Raw genomic sequence first — 15,404 nt, 5'->3', positions numbered from 1 at the left:
CGGGGCGTCGATACCGGTGGGTCTCATCGATGCGTCGCTCGCCATTGGCCTGGTCGGCGCCGCAACGTCGCTCGGACTGCTGGCAAGCCTGATGGCGATCCGGCCAGGTGAACTGTCTTTCCTGAAGCGGGTCGCCGGGCCCGCCGTGGCGGCAGCGCTGATGCCGATGCTCTGGATCATCCTGCAGATGCTTCCGCTGACGTTCTGGGCGCATCCGGTGTGGAAGTTCGCCGGCGAAACATTGGAGACACCGCTCCGCGGCAGCATCACGATCGATACCGGTGCAAGCCTTGGCGCGCTGCTGCTCTGGCTGTCGCTCCTCTCGGTCATGATCACCGCCGCGGCGATCGCAATCGATGCCCGCCGCGCCGACATGGTGGCCCGCAGCATTGCAGCGACCGCGGCCGTCGCGGCGCTGATCCTGCTGTTGTATAGCGATCCGATCAAAGCCTGGCTTGGCGCGGCCGACGCTGCGCATGACGGGACGGCAAACGGATTCCTCGTCGTCGTTCTCATGGGCGTCCCGTTCAGCCTTGCGCGCGCGCTCGATGTCGGCGGACATATTGGCGGCCGCACGGCCACCCAGTCGGCCCGATTGCGCCGGCTGCTCGCCGCCAGCGCGCTGTTTTGCGCCGCCAGCGCCTGCTGGTACGGAAGGCGCGGTGCCGCGATCGCAATCGCAGCGGGCATCGTGCTCGTCCTGATGACCTTCGCCGCGCGAAAACTTCATCTGCGTCGCTGGAGCAGCGCTGCCGCTGCGGCTGCGATCGCGCTGATCGCGCTGTTAACGGCGATCGCCAACCGTCATCCCGACGTGGCGCTTGCCATAGCCTTCACCCATGCGCCGGACGAGCTCGTGCAGTCGACCCACAATCTGCTCGCCGACCTGCCCGCGCTCGGCGGCGGCGCCGGCACCACGGCAAAGCTGGCATCGACCTACATGGACTGGCAAGGCGCAACCACGCGGCCTGTGGTGGCGACCAGTGCCGCCGCCTTGATCACGCAGTTCGGTTCCGCCATGTTCTGGACTTCACTCGCGGTTACGATCGTGGGCATCGCTGCGTTCATGGCCGGTGCACGCAATCGCGGCCGTGACTGGTCCTATCCAGCGGCGGCGGCAGCCGTGTTGCTGACGCTGGCGCTCGCCGCCTTTACCTTGCCGGAATTGCCGGCGCTGCCCGGAGTGATCGTGTTGGGAGCCGTGATCGGAACAGGACTGGCACAGCGGATCAGCCGTTCACCGTTGCAGGCGGGCTAGACCGCAGATGCGCAGCCTCCTCCGGCGTATGGTCGGCCAGACCGGCGACCTCGAACATGACGAGGGCGACGAGACCTGCATCTACGCCGTCGGCGATATCCACGGACACGCCGACCTGCTGCACGAGATCTGCGCACGGATCGACGCCGATATCCGCAAGTTCCGGCCCGCGCGGCCGATCCAGGTCTTCCTTGGCGACTACATCGATCGCGGACCGGATTCGCGCGATGTGATCGCGATGCTCGATCAACGCCGCCGGACCCAAAGTTTGGTCTGCCTGCTCGGCAATCACGAGGCTTGCCTGCTGGAGTTTCTCGTCAATCCCGACATGCTCTCGCAATGGCGGCAATTCGGCGGCCTGCAGACGCTGGTATCCTATGGACTGACGCCCTCGCTCAATCCCGACGCCGCGGAACGCAGGGCGCTCGCCGGGCAGTTGGTCCGCCAGATGCCGCCGGCCCATCTCGCCTTCCTGCGCTCACTGCCGATCAGCTATTCCCGCGGCCGCTATTTCTTCGTGCATGCCGGCGTCAGGCCCGGCGTCGCACTGAAGCAACAGCGCAAGGAGGACCTGCTCTGGATCCGCGACGACTTCCTGGTGTCGGAAGATGATTTCGGCAAGGTCGTGGTCCACGGCCACACGCCGGTGCAGGAAGCCGAGCTGCTGCGCAACCGCATCAATGTCGACACCGGCGCCTATGCGACGGGCCGCCTGACCTGCGTCAAGCTGGAGGGCGTGCAGCGAACCCTGCTGATGACTGGCAACCGGGCCGCGCGCCATGGCTGATGCGAAGGCTGACGCGCCCCGGCGTCACGCACGGCAGCTGTCGCCGGCCTTCGTGCCGGCCGCGGCAGCGATCGGCGCCGCGACGCTGGCGTTGTCGATCTGGTGGCTGGCCGCCGATGCATTGCGCGGCAAACCCTGGCTCGCCGCCGATGTCGGCGTGGTCAGGAGCGAACTTTGGCTTGCCGATGGCTGGAGCGAGTTGCAGACCTCGCCCGAGGCGGCCGAAGCCGCCTTCACCCGCGCGCTTCGGCTCTCGCCGATGGACGCCGGCGGCTGGTTCGGCCTCGCCTCGGCGACCGGGCGGTTCGACTGGCTGAACCCGACCGCATCGAAGGCGCTGAAGATGTCCTACTACACCGGCTTCAACCGCAGCGACCTGATCGCGCCGCGGCTGATCCTGCTGGCGCAGGTCGACACCACGCGCGATGTGGAGCTGGTCGATCTGCTGCAGCGGCAGATCCGCCTGATCCTCACCCGTGCGCCGGAGCTGAAGGGCGCGCTCGGCCAGGCCTATCGCGTGGCGATCGATGCCAACCGGCGCATCATCGAGGCGGAATTCAAGGACGCCGGCCAGAGCATTCCGGAGTAGCGCGCGCCGGCACGCGGGCAGCCGCCGGATGCCCGACCCGCTAGATTCCCTTGTGCCGCAGCACCGCGCCGACGGTGCGCAACAGGATGCGCAGGTCGAGCACGAAGCTCCAGCTCTTGATGTAGATGAGATCGTGCGCGACGCGCAGCTGCATGTCCTCGATCGCGGGCGTCGCGCCGCGCAGTCCCTGCACTTGTGCGAGGCCGGTGATGCCCGGCTTGACGTGCTGGCGCTGCGCATAGCTTGCGATCAGCTTCGAATATTTGTCGTCATGCGCCAGCGCATGCGGCCGCGGCCCGACCAGCGACATGTCGCCGCGCAGCACGTTCACCAGCTGCGGCAGCTCGTCGATGCTGCGGCGGCGCAGCGTGGCGCCAATCCCGGTCAGCCGCGGATCGTTCGCGCGAGCCTGCGTGATGACATCGCCGTCCTCGAGCACATGCATGGAGCGGAATTTGAGGATGGTGAATTGCTTGCCGTCGAACCCGTTGCGGCGCTGCCGGAACAGGACGGGCCCCCTGGAATCGAGCTTGATCGCAATCGCCGTCCCGATCAAAAGCGGCGCGAACAGCACCAGAAGGCCACTCGATGCCACGATGTCGAACAGCCGCTTGCCGGCACGCTCGACCGAGGTCAGCGGTGAGCGCTGCATTTCCAGCGTCGGTATCGGGCCGGACGCCACCATCCGCAGCGCCAGGAACCGCTCCGCCGTCCGATCCGGCAGCAGCCGCACCGGCAGCGGTGACGCGCGCAGCTGATCGCACACGAACTGGATGCGCGGTTCCTCCTGCCAGGGCATCGCCAGGATGATCTCGTCGGCGCCGCACTCCCGTGCCGCGCGAATGGCTGACGCGACGGCGGCGCGGTCGCCCGCGTTGTCGGACAGGCTGGACAACTGGATCCGTCGCACCTCGCTGAGGCCGAAATCGCGCAGCAGGCTCGATTGCCGCACCCGGGACAATTCGTCCGCCATCCCGACCACGACCGCACGGCGCGTCGCCAGCATGCCGCGGTCGATCGCACGTTGCAGCGGCGCCTGCAGCAGCATCCGTCCGGCCACCAGCCCAAGGCCGCCGATCAGGCCAAACGACATCACCGACCCGCGCGAGACGCCGGAGCCAACCTTCAGAAGGAAGATGATCAGGGTCATCAGCAGGACCACCAGCAGCCACCCGCCGAGCAGGCTGCTCCAGCGCCGATCGAGACCGGCCAGCACCTGCGCATTGTAGAGGCCCTGCGACTTCGCCACGAACATGTGAAGGATTGCGGCGAGGACCCCGATCCCTAGAAAACCCTCGAAGCTGTTGCTATAAACCGTGTGGTAGTAAAACAGGTGATAGGTCGCGCCGCCAATGATGCTGGACAGCACGACGATGATCATCTCGAAGACGACAGCAAACGCCTCGAGCGAGGCAAAAGCAAACGAGAAGGCGCCGAAGCTAACCGGTACCTTCGCTATTCGAGCGTCCGAAAGGTCCGTCATCGGGAATTAACATTCGTGTTAACAATTCACATGTTTAATATCAGGCAGGTCGTGAGCTCGCAAGACCTGCCGGCAATATCAGGCAGAGAGCTTCCATGAGTTCATCGGCTGGCGAAACCGAGGCCGCGCTGTTGGCCCTGCTCCATCTCATCCGCCTGATGGGCGCCGAACTGGTCGCCGGCCAGCACCGCGACGACGTCGAGTTGCTGGTCAAGGCGGTCGAAACAAAGCTGCGTTCGGCCCGTTTTCCGGCCGAAATGCCGAATCAAGACATTGTCAAAGGTCTGGACCTCGCACAGGCGAGACTGCGTCCGATCCTCGAGGAGCTGCGCGCAAGATCAGAGAAAGCGCATCTGAGCGACCAGCTGCTGCTGGCTCCCAGGCCCTCGCGTATCCATTAACGGATCAGCTTACGTCAGCAACGGATCAGCTTACGTCAGCTCTGGACTTCGCCACGGCGGGGCAAACCGTTCCCGCCGCTGGATCTCAGCGCAAGCTTCTCCTCGATCTTCATTTTCTCGAGCAGCAGGTCGGTCACAATCCGACGCAGCCGTTCATTTTCCAGCCGCAATTCGTCAATACGGTTGTGGACGTGGGGAATACCATCTCGATCATCGGAACGAGCGGTAAGCTCGGTCACAGTACCATTCGGGTGATGGCTGCGTGCAGCCTCCTGCTTGCGCCAGCGGTGAAATGTCATCACGCTAACGCCCAGCACCTTGCACGCCTGGGCTTGTGACTGCCCCCGCGCCATGAGTTCCTCGGCTTGTTTGACCTTGGAACTGATCTCGTCAGTTGAATGACGCCTCATTGGTCATCTCATTGCCCCCTAGATTAGCAATCATCGCATGGCCTATAAGCTATGTAAATGCAACAGGAAATTCAAATTGAGGATTCCCCGGGGGCCTTCGGGAGCCTCGAACTTGCCGTAGGCAGCGCCGCATTGTGCGAAGAAACACCGAAGCTGCAAGGTGTTTACCGGAATATATGAGCAATATTCCCGCCGGAAGACGATCTCACAGAAAAAGTTATACGACTTTCTACGTATGACAATTTGATCGGGATAATTGGCGCACCGTTTGCATTCCTGAATGAGAAGCAAATGAGAACATCCAATCGGTCCTGCGACAGATTGTGAGTGCACCATGCCTCTCCGCGATAGCTACGCCGCCGGTCAAGCGAGAGTTTCACAACATTCTAACAAATTAATCCCGCGACCTTCGCGTCCGGCAGCTTGCGGGCGCGCACGCGCAGCGGTAGTTACTAAGACGTTAGGTGTCATGAGAGTTTCAACATATTTGAGGATCATTTTCAGGAAACCTAACACTCATAGCTCGATCCGCGAATTATCAATTAGGCGCTTTCCCACCCGAGGCCATCAGGCGGAACCACGACCGCCCGACAATCCGCGAACTATTCTGTGCTGACGCTTGTCAGAGCCAGCCTCTGATCGACACATCTTACGAGGATCGACACTATGGCGCGTCTCAAGGTCTTCGAGGGGAAGCAATCCGCGTCCAGCGAGGCGACCGACGCCTTGGAACGCCTCGTCGCGGAGAATTCCGAGCTCCGGCATACCGCCGTCGAGCTGGTGTTGCAGACGTGGATCCTGCGCGAGCGCCTGTCCTACGTCGTGGCGCACAAGCCGGTGCGGCAAGAGCACTGACTGCCCTGCCCTCACGACCACAAATTGTCCACACGGCAACCACAGCTAGATCGCGCCAGATCGCCCAAAACGAGGATCGGGCGGGACAATATTCAATTTAAAATTGAATTGTCCATAGCAGCAGGCGCCGACATCCTCGCCGGACTGGCTTGGATGTGGCCGCAAATTCTGCTCAGTGAGAAATAGGCTGACGGACTTCAGCTGTGGTGAACCCGGCGCAATGCGACGCGCGGAGCGTTCTGCTCACGCGACATGCCGAACGAACGAGACGCAGCTGGGCGCTCGTGGATTTCACGCAACGCGGCGATATCAAGCATCAGCGCAACGACTTCGTTGCGCAGCGATTGATTGGTCGCGAGCAACGCCTCTTCGATTGGCTGATGCGAATGTTGTACTTTGTGCTGCTTCATGGCGCGCCCTCGCTCTGCGGTTAAGGGTATGAGCGATGTGATTGAAGTTTCAATGACAGAGTTTTAGCTCACACATATGGAATGCGGTTAATGGGGCAGGTTTGCGACGAACGTGGCTCCGCGTTAAATTTTCTCAATCAGGTTCCACAACCTGATCGCGAAACGTTCGATCGATGGCCTTATATGTGTCGTCGCGATGGGATGTCAGCGGCAGCGACGCGGCGCGCGGCCAAAGAGCGCAGCCGGCACTGACCGTGAGGCGCGAGCAAGAGCATGAAATCATTTGACGATCGTTGATCGCAGCGATCGGCGTCGAAACCGGCGACACGCCTGCCGGCTATCACAATGTCGCCGCGCCAATGGCTCGGGACGTGATGAAGTGTTCCAGCCTCGAACCAGATATTCCACCAAACACCGCGTGCACACACTAAATCTGCTGCTTTCGATCAATCAGTTTTTTCGCCGCGCATAACAGGTTGAACCGAGCAGCATGGATGCAGCGAACCGACTCCGCGTCGTCTGCATTGATCGCAGAATGTTTCGATCCGTTTCGGATCTCGAGGCCGCGGATCTGAGCATTCTGATCCGCCCTGACGATGCGGCGGAGGAAATCAACGCCACACGTTCGATCATGCAAGATATCCACCTCGACCTGGCCGAATGCGACAATGCTATTCAAATTCGAAATGAGCGGTAATGAGGCATTTCGGCTTCAGCAGAGGCAGCGAAATGCCTTCACTTTCTCACATGCGCTTGCACGATTGCCACGGCGGACAGCAGCGGATTCGACCAACCGCCATAAGCATCGCTAATTCGCAACGCGCGTCGCGATCGTGCGCTATTTCGATTTGGGAGGCGTGTGGTCGCCCATCTTGCCGCCATTGGCGACGCATGGGTTGAAATAGTCGCGCTGATCCCTCGCTCCGCCCCTCGCGCTGCCGGAAGCAGGATTGCCGGGCTCTCGCGGCGGAAACGCCCTCGCGACCAAGGCATCGCAGGCGCGTGCGACCTGGGCGTCGATCGCGTGCGCCGGAACGATTGCACTGGACATGATGATCACGGCTGACGCGAACGCAAAACCACTGACAACTCTCAGTGCCGCACTCCGTTCCACGCCGAGCCAGGTTTTTCTCGAGCCGGAATTCGCTAACGAGCGCGCTACGTCCGATCGACGTTGTGATAAGCCCGGTACCAGGCGACAAATTTAGCAATGCCGTCCTCGATCCGCGTCTGCGGCCGAAAGCCGATTTCATGCTCCAGATCGGAGACATCGGCTGAGGTCTCCAGAACATCCCCAGGTTGCATTGGCAACAACTGCTTTTCGGCCTGCCGGCCGAAGCCCTGCTCGAGCAGCGCGACCACATGCATCAGTTCTTCCGGCCTGGAGTTGCCGATATTGTAGACGCGCCACGGCGCCTTGCTCGAACCCGGATCGGGATGCACGCCCGACCAATCGACGTCGCCCTCGGGTGCGCGCCCGATCAGCCGCACCATCGCCTCGACCACGTCATCGACATAGGTGAAGTCGCGCCGCATGTTGCCGTTGTTGAACAACTGGATCGGCTTCCCCTTGGTGATCGCGTCCGCGAACGCATAGAGCGCCATGTCCGGCCGATACCACGTCCCATAGACGGTGAAGAACCGCAGCCCCGTCGTCGGGATGCGATAGAGGTGGCTGTAGGAATGGGCGAGCAACTCATTGGCCTTCTTGGTAGCCGCGTACAGGCTGACCGGATGATCGACGTTGTCGTGGACTGAGAACGGCAGCTTGGTGTTGGCGCCATAGACCGACGATGACGACGCAAACAGCAGGTGGCGGCACGCAGTATGCCGGCAGCCCTCGAGGACGTTGACGAAGCCCTCCAGATTGGAATCCACGTAGGCCTGCGGGTTCTGCAGGGAGTAGCGCACGCCGGCCTGGGCAGCGAGATGCACCACGACCTCGAAGCGATAGCGCTCGAACAGCGCCTTCATCCCGGCGCGGTCGGCGAGGTCGAGTTCCAGGAAGGTGAAGCCACGGTGCTGCTTGAGCAGATCGAGCCGCGCGTGCTTAAGCACCGGATCATAATACTGGTTCAGATTGTCGATGCCGATGACCGGCTGCCCTGCCCGCAGCAAATGCTCCGCCAGATGGAAGCCGATAAAGCCGGCACAGCCCGTGACGAGTAGATTGCCTGCGATCACCACGTTTCGCCTGTGCCTTTCGCCTTGCGCCGGACCAGGCCGCATACGCCGTCAGGTGCGGGCCGCAGATTCTGGCTTCGCGTTGCGGCCGCGGGGCGCGTCAGTTGCTGGCGGCCGGAGGTTTGTAGTCCGGAAAGCGGCTCAGTACCGCGGCCTTCATGAACTTGAAGTGCGCAATCTCGGTCGCCAATTCCTTCAGCCGACGCTGGCCGTTGGAGATCTCGGCGTCAAACAGGTCTTGATGATAGTTGTCAAGCGCCTCGCGTTCCAGATACTCGTCGGTGCCGTTGCCCAGCGTCACCGCCGCGCGGGCCAGAACATCGTCGACACGGCGGCCAAGGCCGGATTGCTCGCTTTCGGCCGCCTGCAACGCGGCCTCGATCGCGGCCATGATCGATCCGATTCGGGCGCGATCGGTCTCGGCATCGCGCTCGGCCGAGCGTGCCTTGAAACCTTCCTCGCTCCGCCGCGACCTAATCAGGTCATGCGCGCGAGCCCGCAGAAACAGCTGAAACATCTGTCAGTATCCGGTTCGGGCCCACTCAGGCAGTATCGCTCAAAATCGCCCGGTCTTAGTTAAAAAAGAGTGAATTATCCTGTTGCCCGGCCCTCAGGTCGGCCTTCCACTTGATCCAGGCCTTGTCGTGCTTGTCATAGAGCTCGACCCACCGTCCCTCGACGGCTGATGGCATCAGCTCCGCACCGTGGGCTTGCCCGCCCAGCACCGGCAGGGAGGCGTCCAGTCCTTCGAATTCCGACGTCTCTTCAAGCGTGAGACCGACCAGCACGCGCCGTCCACTGACATCGACGACATACCGCCTTGGCGAATGCCCCCTGAGATCACTCATGCGTGCAAGTTCCCTCACGATGCGCGGGCCAGCGGCAACACCCCGCCGGCACGCGAACCCAGCCCGGCTGCCGCAACGAAGACAAGATGACCGATTGCATGTCGCCCGCCAACCCCAACTCACGCCACTGTCGCGCTACCTCTGCCGGGCTAGCCCGCTAGAACGCGCGGCGCATGTGGCCGAATGCGGTGAGCGGCTGTTCCCGCCTCGCCGGTTTGGCGGCTGGCGGCGCCACATACGGCGCATAGATCCGATATTGCGCGCGGCGCTTGCGCGATCGCCACGCGCGCGCGGCGAAACCGGAGAAGAAGCCGGCGACGAACGCCGCCGCAAGGATGAGGACAGGGGAAAGCATCACATTCGTCCATGTTAGATTCTATGTTATTAACATTCGGAGTTGTGACGACATCATGATTGCGCGCGCCGAAAGAATGTTCAGCCGCTGGAATTTTTTGTGCAATCGAACGGCGCAATAATGACCCGGCGCCCCCACATCGGTTGTTCTCGCGCGCGAGGCGCCTCAGGAGAACCACCACAGCATGAATTTCAGGAACATCGAGCTGAGCAGATAGATCCACCCCGCCATCGCCAGCAGCGTCAATCCAACGAAGGCACCTGAAACGCTTTTCTCCTTGAGGCGCGCCAACAGCGAGTTTTTTTCTTCTTGCGGATAGAACATCTCAAGCTCAAGACGCATCTGATTCAAATCAGCTAGCAGCCAATTTCGATGATCTCATGACGCGTCACGGCAGCAATTCGCTTCGCATGTCACAGATCTCGGTTGCAAAATCTCGTGAAGGCGCGGGCCATCGAAGACGATTCCTGGCTCACGTCCTGGCTGACAAAGTCTTGGCTCAAGAAAATTCCGCGTGACGTGGTCAGCGATGGCTCCCCGCGACCTCAGCAGTCCGCGCGCCGGAATTTTCAGTTGCGTGATATTGCGATCTGCGCCGCGGATGCGCGTCGCGCGTCAAACCGATCGTCGAGCCAGGGAATGACGTACGGCGACTGCCGTGCGACCGCACGCGCGACGGCCGTGGCGAGACGCATGCGTGATCGACCGCACACCCCGCAAGCGCATGGTGGCCGCTCTGCGTGTATCTCAGTTTAACAATCAAGACCTCGCATGCGAGAGGCCGCGATCGCAGCGTCACCCGGGAAAGGCGAACCAGACAATTCCGGGGATCAAGACTGCGAGCCCGGTGGAGGCCGTGAGCAGCGCGGGAACCGAAGATCCGGGCTCGGCCTGGCGCGCCTCGGTCGGGGTTTCGATGATCTGACCGTGTCGTTCCGCTGCCGTGGCGACCTCTTTGGTTAAGTGCCTGAAATTCCGGCGATTGGCCGCCCCCTTCTGAAGCCAACGCGTGGTGTTCCGGGCCGCTTGACGGCTGTCCCCGCCGCGTCAAACGGGCGCAGGCGCGAGGCCACGGTTAACGCCGTTGCCAGATTCACCGGGCCGCGTTGTTTCAAACCGGGGTTCCCGGTGTTATCCTTGACCGTTCCGTCGGTTGCGTAATCGGAGTTTTCCCTATGGCCCCCCGCGCCAACTGGAAGGGCTTTTTGCGCCTTTCGCTCGTGACTTGCCCGGTTGCCCTGTACCCGGCGACGTCGGATACCGAGAAGGTCTCCTTCAACCAGATCAACCGCAAGACCGGCCACCGGATCAAATACGCCAAGGTCGACGCGGAGACCGGCGAGGAAGTCGCCACCGACGACATCATGAAGGGCTACAAGGTCGACACCGACACCTATATCGAGGTCACCAAGGAAGAGCTCGACGACATCGCGCTGGATTCGACCCGCACCATCGAGATCGACGAATTCGTGCCGCGTAGCGAGATCGACAGCCGCTATCTGATCCGCCCCTATTATCTCGTTCCCGACGGCAAGGTCGGCCACGACGCCTTCGCGGTGATCCGCGAGACCATCCGCAGCATGGACAAGGTCGCGATCGGCCGCGTGGTGCTGACCAACCGCGAGCACATCATCGCGCTCGAGCCACTCGACAACGGGCTGATGGGCACGCTGTTGCGCTACCCCTATGAGGTCCGCAGCGAGAAGGAATATTTCGACGACATCCAGGATGTGAAGATCACCAAGGATATGCTCGATCTCGCCAGGCACATCGTCGAGCAGAAGTCCGGCGAGTTCGATCCGGAGGAGTTCGAGGATCGCTACGAGCAGGCGCTGATCGACCTGATCAACCAGAAGCGCAACGGCATCAAGATCGCCAAGCCCGCGGCGAAGACGGGCGGCAATGTCATCAACCTGATGGACGCGCTGAAGAAGAGCCTCGCCAACGAGAAGCAGGCCGCTCCCGCCAAGGCGGAAGCAAAGGCTGCGAAGGGCAAGAAGCCGAAGAAGCGCATCGAGGGCCAGCGCGAGATGCTGCTGCCGATCTCGGGCAGCGGCAAGCGCGAGCCCAAGGAGGCGGTCAAGCCCGAGCCGAAGAAGGCCGAGAAGCCCGCGCGTGCGCAAGGCACCGCGGCGCGGAAGAAGGCGGGCTGAGGTCGCGGCGCTGCAGCAGGCGGCCGGCTACATCATCAAGCTATCGGAGCACACCCAGCAGCAGGCGCGCTGGTAGGTTCCGGATGCGCATCTGATCAACGCGGCAGAACGAGGTGCGGGTGGCTGACGTTCGCGCGCATCGCGATGCTGCGCGCGCTGAATGGAAACGGTGGAGGCGACTGAATCAGAAAGCGTGAAGCGTGTCTGGTGGCGCTTACTTGAATGCCGAACTGACGGCAGTGAATTGGCCGCTCACAGTGGTACCGATGCCTCTGACGCCGGCGACGATCACGATGCTGATGCCGCCGGCAATGATGGCGTATTCGATCGCCGTAGCCCCGACGTCATCGCGCAGAAATCTTGCAAGCAACGCGCGCATGAAAAGCTCCTGTCCGACGCCCGCGGCTTTTTCTCCCGCGCCGTAGTAATATTCCAGCAAAACTAGGCCACATTGGTTGACGGCGCATTGATGGACAGGATGAACGATCGCTTAAGGGTTGCAGAGAAACTCGCTGCTAGTTCTGCCTGTAGCGTGACCTCGCCCCGCGAGGCGGCAAGCCGCGATTGGGCGTAAACGCATATCAGGACTACCTGATCCGGCCCCGGCGGCGCTTTACCCTCGCGGCGGAATCCTGTTCCTTTATCGGACAGGACGATAACGAGGCCGGAACGAACCGGCCGCATTCAAAGGGAGTGACCGTCATGAAGCTCGGCACCGCGATCGCGGAAATCATGAAGCGCGAGGGGATCGAGATCCTCACAGGCTACCCGGTCAACCATTTGATCGAATACGCCGCCAGTGCCGACATCCGCCCCGTGATGGTGCGCCAGGAGCGCATCGGCGTGCACATGGCGGACGCGATCTCCCGCGTCACCTCGGGCGAGAAGATCGGCGCGTTCTGCATGCAGCACGGACCGGGCGCCGAGAACGCGATGGGCGGCGTCGCGCAATGCTACGGCGAATCCGTGCCCGTGCTGGTGCTGCCGATGGGTTATGCGCGCCGGCTTGCCAACATCGATCCGAACTTCAATTCCAGCCAGGCGATGAAGGCGTTCTCGAAATCCTCGGAGCCGATCAACATCGCCGCTGAGGTCTGCAACATCTTCCGCCGCGCCTTCACCAAGTTGAAGAACGGCCGCGGCGGGCCTGTGATCGTCGAGATCCCCGCCGACATGTGGAACGAGGAGGTGCCGGAGCCCCTGAACTACACGCCGGTGCTGCGCACCCGCTACGGCGCCGATCCCGTTCATGTGAAGGAAGCCGCAACCCTGCTCGTCAACGCCAAGCGTCCGGTGATCTATGCCGGCCAGGGCGTGCACTACGCAAAGGCCTGGCCGCAGCTGAAGCGCCTCGCCGAGCGGCTCGCGATCCCCGTCACCACGAGCCTCGGCGGCAAGTCGTCATTCCCGGAGACGCATCCGCTGTCGCTCGGCTCCGGCGGCCTTGCGGTGCCGCGCGCGGTGCCGAAATTCCTCGCTGAGGCCGACGTGATCTTCGGCATCGGCTGCTCCTTCACCGAAACATCGTTCGGCATCGCGATGCCGAAGGGCAAGACCATCATCCATTCGACGCTCGATCCGAACCACATCAACAAGGATGTCGAGGCCAGGATCGGCCTCGTCGGCGACGCCGGCCTCGTGCTCGACGCGCTGCTGGAGGAGATCGGCAAGACCGTGACCGCGGACCGCAACGCCAGCGCGGTCGCCGAGGAGATCGCCGCCTCCCACAAGGAATGGCTCGCCAAATGGATGCCGAAGCTCACGCATAACGATGCGCCGCTCAATCCCTACCGTGTGCTGTGGGATCTGCAGCACACGGTCGACATCCATAACACGATCATCACCCACGACGCCGGCAGCCCGCGCGACCAGCTGTCGCCGTTCTGGAAATCGGTCGAGCCGCTGTCCTACATCGGCTGGGGCAAGACCACGCAGCTCGGCTACGGGCTTGGTCTCGCGATGGGCGCCAAGCTGGCAAAACCGGACAAGCTCTGCATCAATGTCTGGGGCGACGCCGCGATCGGCTTCACGGGGATGGATTTCGAGACCGCGGTGCGCGAGCGGATTCCGATCATGTCGATCCTGCTCAACAATTTCTCGATGGCGATCGAATTGAAGGTGATGCCGATCTCGACCGAGAAATATCGCTCGACCGACATCTCCGGCGATTACGCCGCGATGGCGCGGGCCTTCGGCGGCTATGGCGAGCGGGTGACCAAGCCCGAAGACATCATCCCCGCGATCAAGCGCGGCATCCAGAAGACCAGGGAAGGCGTGCCGGTGCTGCTGGAATTCATCACCAGCAAGGAGACCGAGGTGTCGCGGCCGGGGACGTGAGGGCACCTCACATGCCCTCACCCACTTGATTTGACCTCGCTTGCGCAGGCAAGCTCCCTCCGACCCGAAATCGGAGGGAGAGATGGCGCGCATCCTGGTGCTGGGTGCCGGCTTTGCCGGTCTCTGGGCGGCGCTCGGTGCTGCCCGCAAGCGCGACGAGATCGGCGCGCGGGCGGCGGACACCGAGATTCTCGTCGTCGATCGCAACGCCTATCACAACATCCGGGTGCGCAATTACGAGGTCGATTTCGGCGATATCGCGCTGCCGCTGCAAGACCTGCTCGATCCGGTCGGCGTCAGGCATAGCGTGGCCGACATCACGGCGATCGATCCGGCGAAGCGCGAGGTCGTCGTCAAGACAGGCTCCGGCGCGGACACGCTGACTTACGACCGGCTGGTGCTGACGACCGGCAGCGAGCTGGTCCGCCCCGCCATATCGGGCCTAGCCGCACACGGCTTCGATGTCGACACCTTCGAAGCAGCCACGCGCCTCAACGCGCATCTTGCCGCGCTCGGCAAGCAGCCGCCCTCGCCGGCCCGCGCGACGGTGGCGGTGGTCGGCGCCGGCTTCACCGGGATCGAGGTTGCGGCCGAGATGCCGGCCAAGCTCGCGCATGCCGGCATCAGCGGCGATCACCGCATCATCCTGATCGATCCCAATCCGGTGGTCGGCGCGACGTTCGGCGCGCATGGCCGCCCCGTCATCAACGAGGCGCTGGCCGCGCTCGGCATCGAGACGCGGCTGAACGTCAGGGTCAGCGCCGTCGGCACCGACAGCATCACGCTTGATAGCGGCGAGATCATTCCGGCCGCAACCGTGGTGTGGTGCGGCGGCATGCATGCGAGCCCGCTTGCCGCAACGCTTCCGGTAAAGCGCGACACGCTCGGCCGCCTCCCGGTCGATCATTGCATGCGCGTCGAGGGCCTCGATGGCGTATTCGCTGCCGGCGACGTTGCCGCCTGCCTGATCGACGGCGAGCATCCGACCGTGATGTCGTGCCAGTTCGCACGGCCGATGGGCCGGTTTGCCGGGCACAATGTGGTCGCGGATCTGTTCGGTGAGCCCCTGCTGCCGCTCACTATCGATTGGTATGTGACGGTGCTCGATCTCGGCGCCTGGGGCGCGCTCTACACCACCGGCTGGGACCGCGAGGTGCACACCACAGGCGCCGCCGCCAAGCTCACCAAGCAGACCATCAACCAGCAGCGCATCTATCCGCCGCGCAACGGCGATCGTGCCGCCCTGCTTGCGGCCGCCGCGCCGACGATCCAGACGGCACCGCCGACGCGGAAGTAGTTCGGGGCTCACTCTCTCAAATCGTCATGGCCGGGCT

19 protein-coding genes are annotated in these 15,404 nt (G+C 62.8%); 9 read left to right on the top strand and 10 right to left on the bottom strand.

Features of this window, described 5'->3' with window-relative positions:
• The first annotated feature begins 16 nt into the window (after window positions 1–16).
• Genes AAFG13_RS41245 through AAFG13_RS41235 form a run of 3 tightly spaced genes read left to right on the top strand, consistent with a single transcriptional unit; the run spans window position 17 to window position 2,634 of the window.
• A complete protein-coding gene (locus tag AAFG13_RS41245) occupies window positions 17–1,258 on the top strand; it encodes a hypothetical protein (RefSeq protein WP_342710548.1) in 1,242 nt (413 codons plus the stop codon).
• Window positions 1,259–1,265: 7 nt separating this feature from the next.
• Window positions 1,266–2,045 carry a metallophosphoesterase family protein gene (locus AAFG13_RS41240; RefSeq protein WP_342710547.1) on the top strand — a complete coding sequence of 260 codons (780 nt, stop codon included), beginning with the start codon at window positions 1,266–1,268 and terminating at the stop codon, window positions 2,043–2,045.
• Window positions 2,038–2,634, top strand: a complete 597-nt coding sequence (locus AAFG13_RS41235; RefSeq protein WP_342710546.1) for a hypothetical protein — start codon at window positions 2,038–2,040, stop codon at window positions 2,632–2,634. The genes AAFG13_RS41240 and AAFG13_RS41235 overlap by 8 nt, the downstream gene beginning before the upstream one ends.
• Before the next feature lie 40 nt (window positions 2,635–2,674).
• Here AAFG13_RS41235 and AAFG13_RS41230 read toward each other — a convergent pair whose 3' ends face one another.
• Window positions 2,675–4,117 (bottom strand): undecaprenyl-phosphate glucose phosphotransferase, encoded by a 1,443-nt coding sequence (locus AAFG13_RS41230; RefSeq protein WP_342710545.1) that lies wholly within the window; start codon window positions 4,115–4,117, stop codon window positions 2,675–2,677.
• A gap of 95 nt (window positions 4,118–4,212) precedes the next feature.
• Between AAFG13_RS41230 and AAFG13_RS41225 the strand changes: the two genes are divergently transcribed.
• Entirely contained in the window at window positions 4,213–4,518 is a 306-nt protein-coding gene (locus AAFG13_RS41225) for a hypothetical protein (RefSeq protein ID WP_194455378.1), read from the top strand.
• A 35-nt stretch (window positions 4,519–4,553) separates the two neighbouring features.
• On the opposite strand, the gene AAFG13_RS41220 is transcribed toward AAFG13_RS41225, so the two are convergent.
• Window positions 4,554–4,928, bottom strand: coding sequence for a helix-turn-helix domain-containing protein (locus AAFG13_RS41220; protein ID WP_342710544.1), 375 nt, complete (start codon window positions 4,926–4,928; stop codon window positions 4,554–4,556).
• A gap of 666 nt (window positions 4,929–5,594) precedes the next feature.
• Between AAFG13_RS41220 and AAFG13_RS41215 the strand changes: the two genes are divergently transcribed.
• Complete coding sequence (locus AAFG13_RS41215; RefSeq protein ID WP_212311040.1) at window positions 5,595–5,783, top strand: hypothetical protein; 189 nt, start codon at window positions 5,595–5,597, stop codon at window positions 5,781–5,783.
• Window positions 5,784–5,980: 197 nt separating this feature from the next.
• Here AAFG13_RS41215 and AAFG13_RS41210 read toward each other — a convergent pair whose 3' ends face one another.
• Window positions 5,981–6,193 (bottom strand): hypothetical protein, encoded by a 213-nt coding sequence (locus AAFG13_RS41210; protein WP_176532503.1) that lies wholly within the window; start codon window positions 6,191–6,193, stop codon window positions 5,981–5,983.
• Window positions 6,194–6,683: 490 nt separating this feature from the next.
• Here AAFG13_RS41210 and AAFG13_RS41205 point away from each other — a divergent pair, with 490 nt between their 5' ends.
• Window positions 6,684–6,890, top strand: a complete 207-nt coding sequence (locus tag AAFG13_RS41205) for a hypothetical protein (protein ID WP_342710543.1) — start codon at window positions 6,684–6,686, stop codon at window positions 6,888–6,890.
• A 141-nt stretch (window positions 6,891–7,031) separates the two neighbouring features.
• Here the strand turns inward: AAFG13_RS41205 and AAFG13_RS41200 are convergent, their stop codons facing one another.
• The 6 genes from AAFG13_RS41200 to AAFG13_RS41175 form a co-directional block, all read right to left on the bottom strand.
• Window positions 7,032–7,244 carry a hypothetical protein gene (locus AAFG13_RS41200; RefSeq protein ID WP_342710542.1) on the bottom strand — a complete coding sequence of 71 codons (213 nt, stop codon included), beginning with the start codon at window positions 7,242–7,244 and terminating at the stop codon, window positions 7,032–7,034.
• A 107-nt stretch (window positions 7,245–7,351) separates the two neighbouring features.
• Window positions 7,352–8,422, bottom strand: a complete 1,071-nt coding sequence (locus AAFG13_RS41195) for an NAD-dependent epimerase (protein ID WP_342710541.1) — start codon at window positions 8,420–8,422, stop codon at window positions 7,352–7,354.
• Between the two features lie 55 nt (window positions 8,423–8,477).
• Entirely contained in the window at window positions 8,478–8,894 is a 417-nt protein-coding gene (locus AAFG13_RS41190) for a hypothetical protein (RefSeq protein ID WP_092125202.1), read from the bottom strand.
• A gap of 55 nt (window positions 8,895–8,949) precedes the next feature.
• Window positions 8,950–9,225: a hypothetical protein gene (locus AAFG13_RS41185; protein ID WP_212311043.1), complete on the bottom strand. Its 276-nt coding sequence runs from the start codon at window positions 9,223–9,225 to the stop codon at window positions 8,950–8,952.
• A gap of 157 nt (window positions 9,226–9,382) precedes the next feature.
• Window positions 9,383–9,580, bottom strand: coding sequence for a hypothetical protein (locus AAFG13_RS41180; protein WP_342710540.1), 198 nt, complete (start codon window positions 9,578–9,580; stop codon window positions 9,383–9,385).
• Window positions 9,581–9,745: 165 nt separating this feature from the next.
• A complete protein-coding gene (locus AAFG13_RS41175) occupies window positions 9,746–9,904 on the bottom strand; it encodes a hypothetical protein (protein ID WP_171948113.1) in 159 nt (52 codons plus the stop codon).
• A gap of 851 nt (window positions 9,905–10,755) precedes the next feature.
• Between AAFG13_RS41175 and AAFG13_RS41170 the strand changes: the two genes are divergently transcribed.
• Window positions 10,756–11,733 (top strand): Ku protein, encoded by a 978-nt coding sequence (locus AAFG13_RS41170; protein ID WP_342710539.1) that lies wholly within the window; start codon window positions 10,756–10,758, stop codon window positions 11,731–11,733.
• Between the two features lie 214 nt (window positions 11,734–11,947).
• Here the strand turns inward: AAFG13_RS41170 and AAFG13_RS41165 are convergent, their stop codons facing one another.
• Complete coding sequence (locus AAFG13_RS41165; protein ID WP_092127042.1) at window positions 11,948–12,112, bottom strand: Flp family type IVb pilin; 165 nt, start codon at window positions 12,110–12,112, stop codon at window positions 11,948–11,950.
• A 323-nt stretch (window positions 12,113–12,435) separates the two neighbouring features.
• Between AAFG13_RS41165 and AAFG13_RS41160 the strand changes: the two genes are divergently transcribed.
• Both AAFG13_RS41160 and AAFG13_RS41155 read left to right on the top strand, forming a co-directional pair.
• Window positions 12,436–14,070, top strand: a complete 1,635-nt coding sequence (locus tag AAFG13_RS41160; protein WP_212311046.1) for a thiamine pyrophosphate-requiring protein — start codon at window positions 12,436–12,438, stop codon at window positions 14,068–14,070.
• A gap of 82 nt (window positions 14,071–14,152) precedes the next feature.
• Window positions 14,153–15,367 carry an FAD-dependent oxidoreductase gene (locus AAFG13_RS41155; RefSeq protein WP_342710538.1) on the top strand — a complete coding sequence of 405 codons (1,215 nt, stop codon included), beginning with the start codon at window positions 14,153–14,155 and terminating at the stop codon, window positions 15,365–15,367.
• The last annotated feature ends 37 nt before the right edge of the window (window positions 15,368–15,404 follow it).

The sequence above is a fragment of the Bradyrhizobium sp. B124 genome (assembly GCF_038967635.1).
In the GTDB taxonomy this organism is placed as follows: domain Bacteria; phylum Pseudomonadota; class Alphaproteobacteria; order Rhizobiales; family Xanthobacteraceae; genus Bradyrhizobium.
This window is presented reverse-complemented; position numbering and strand designations above follow the sequence as displayed.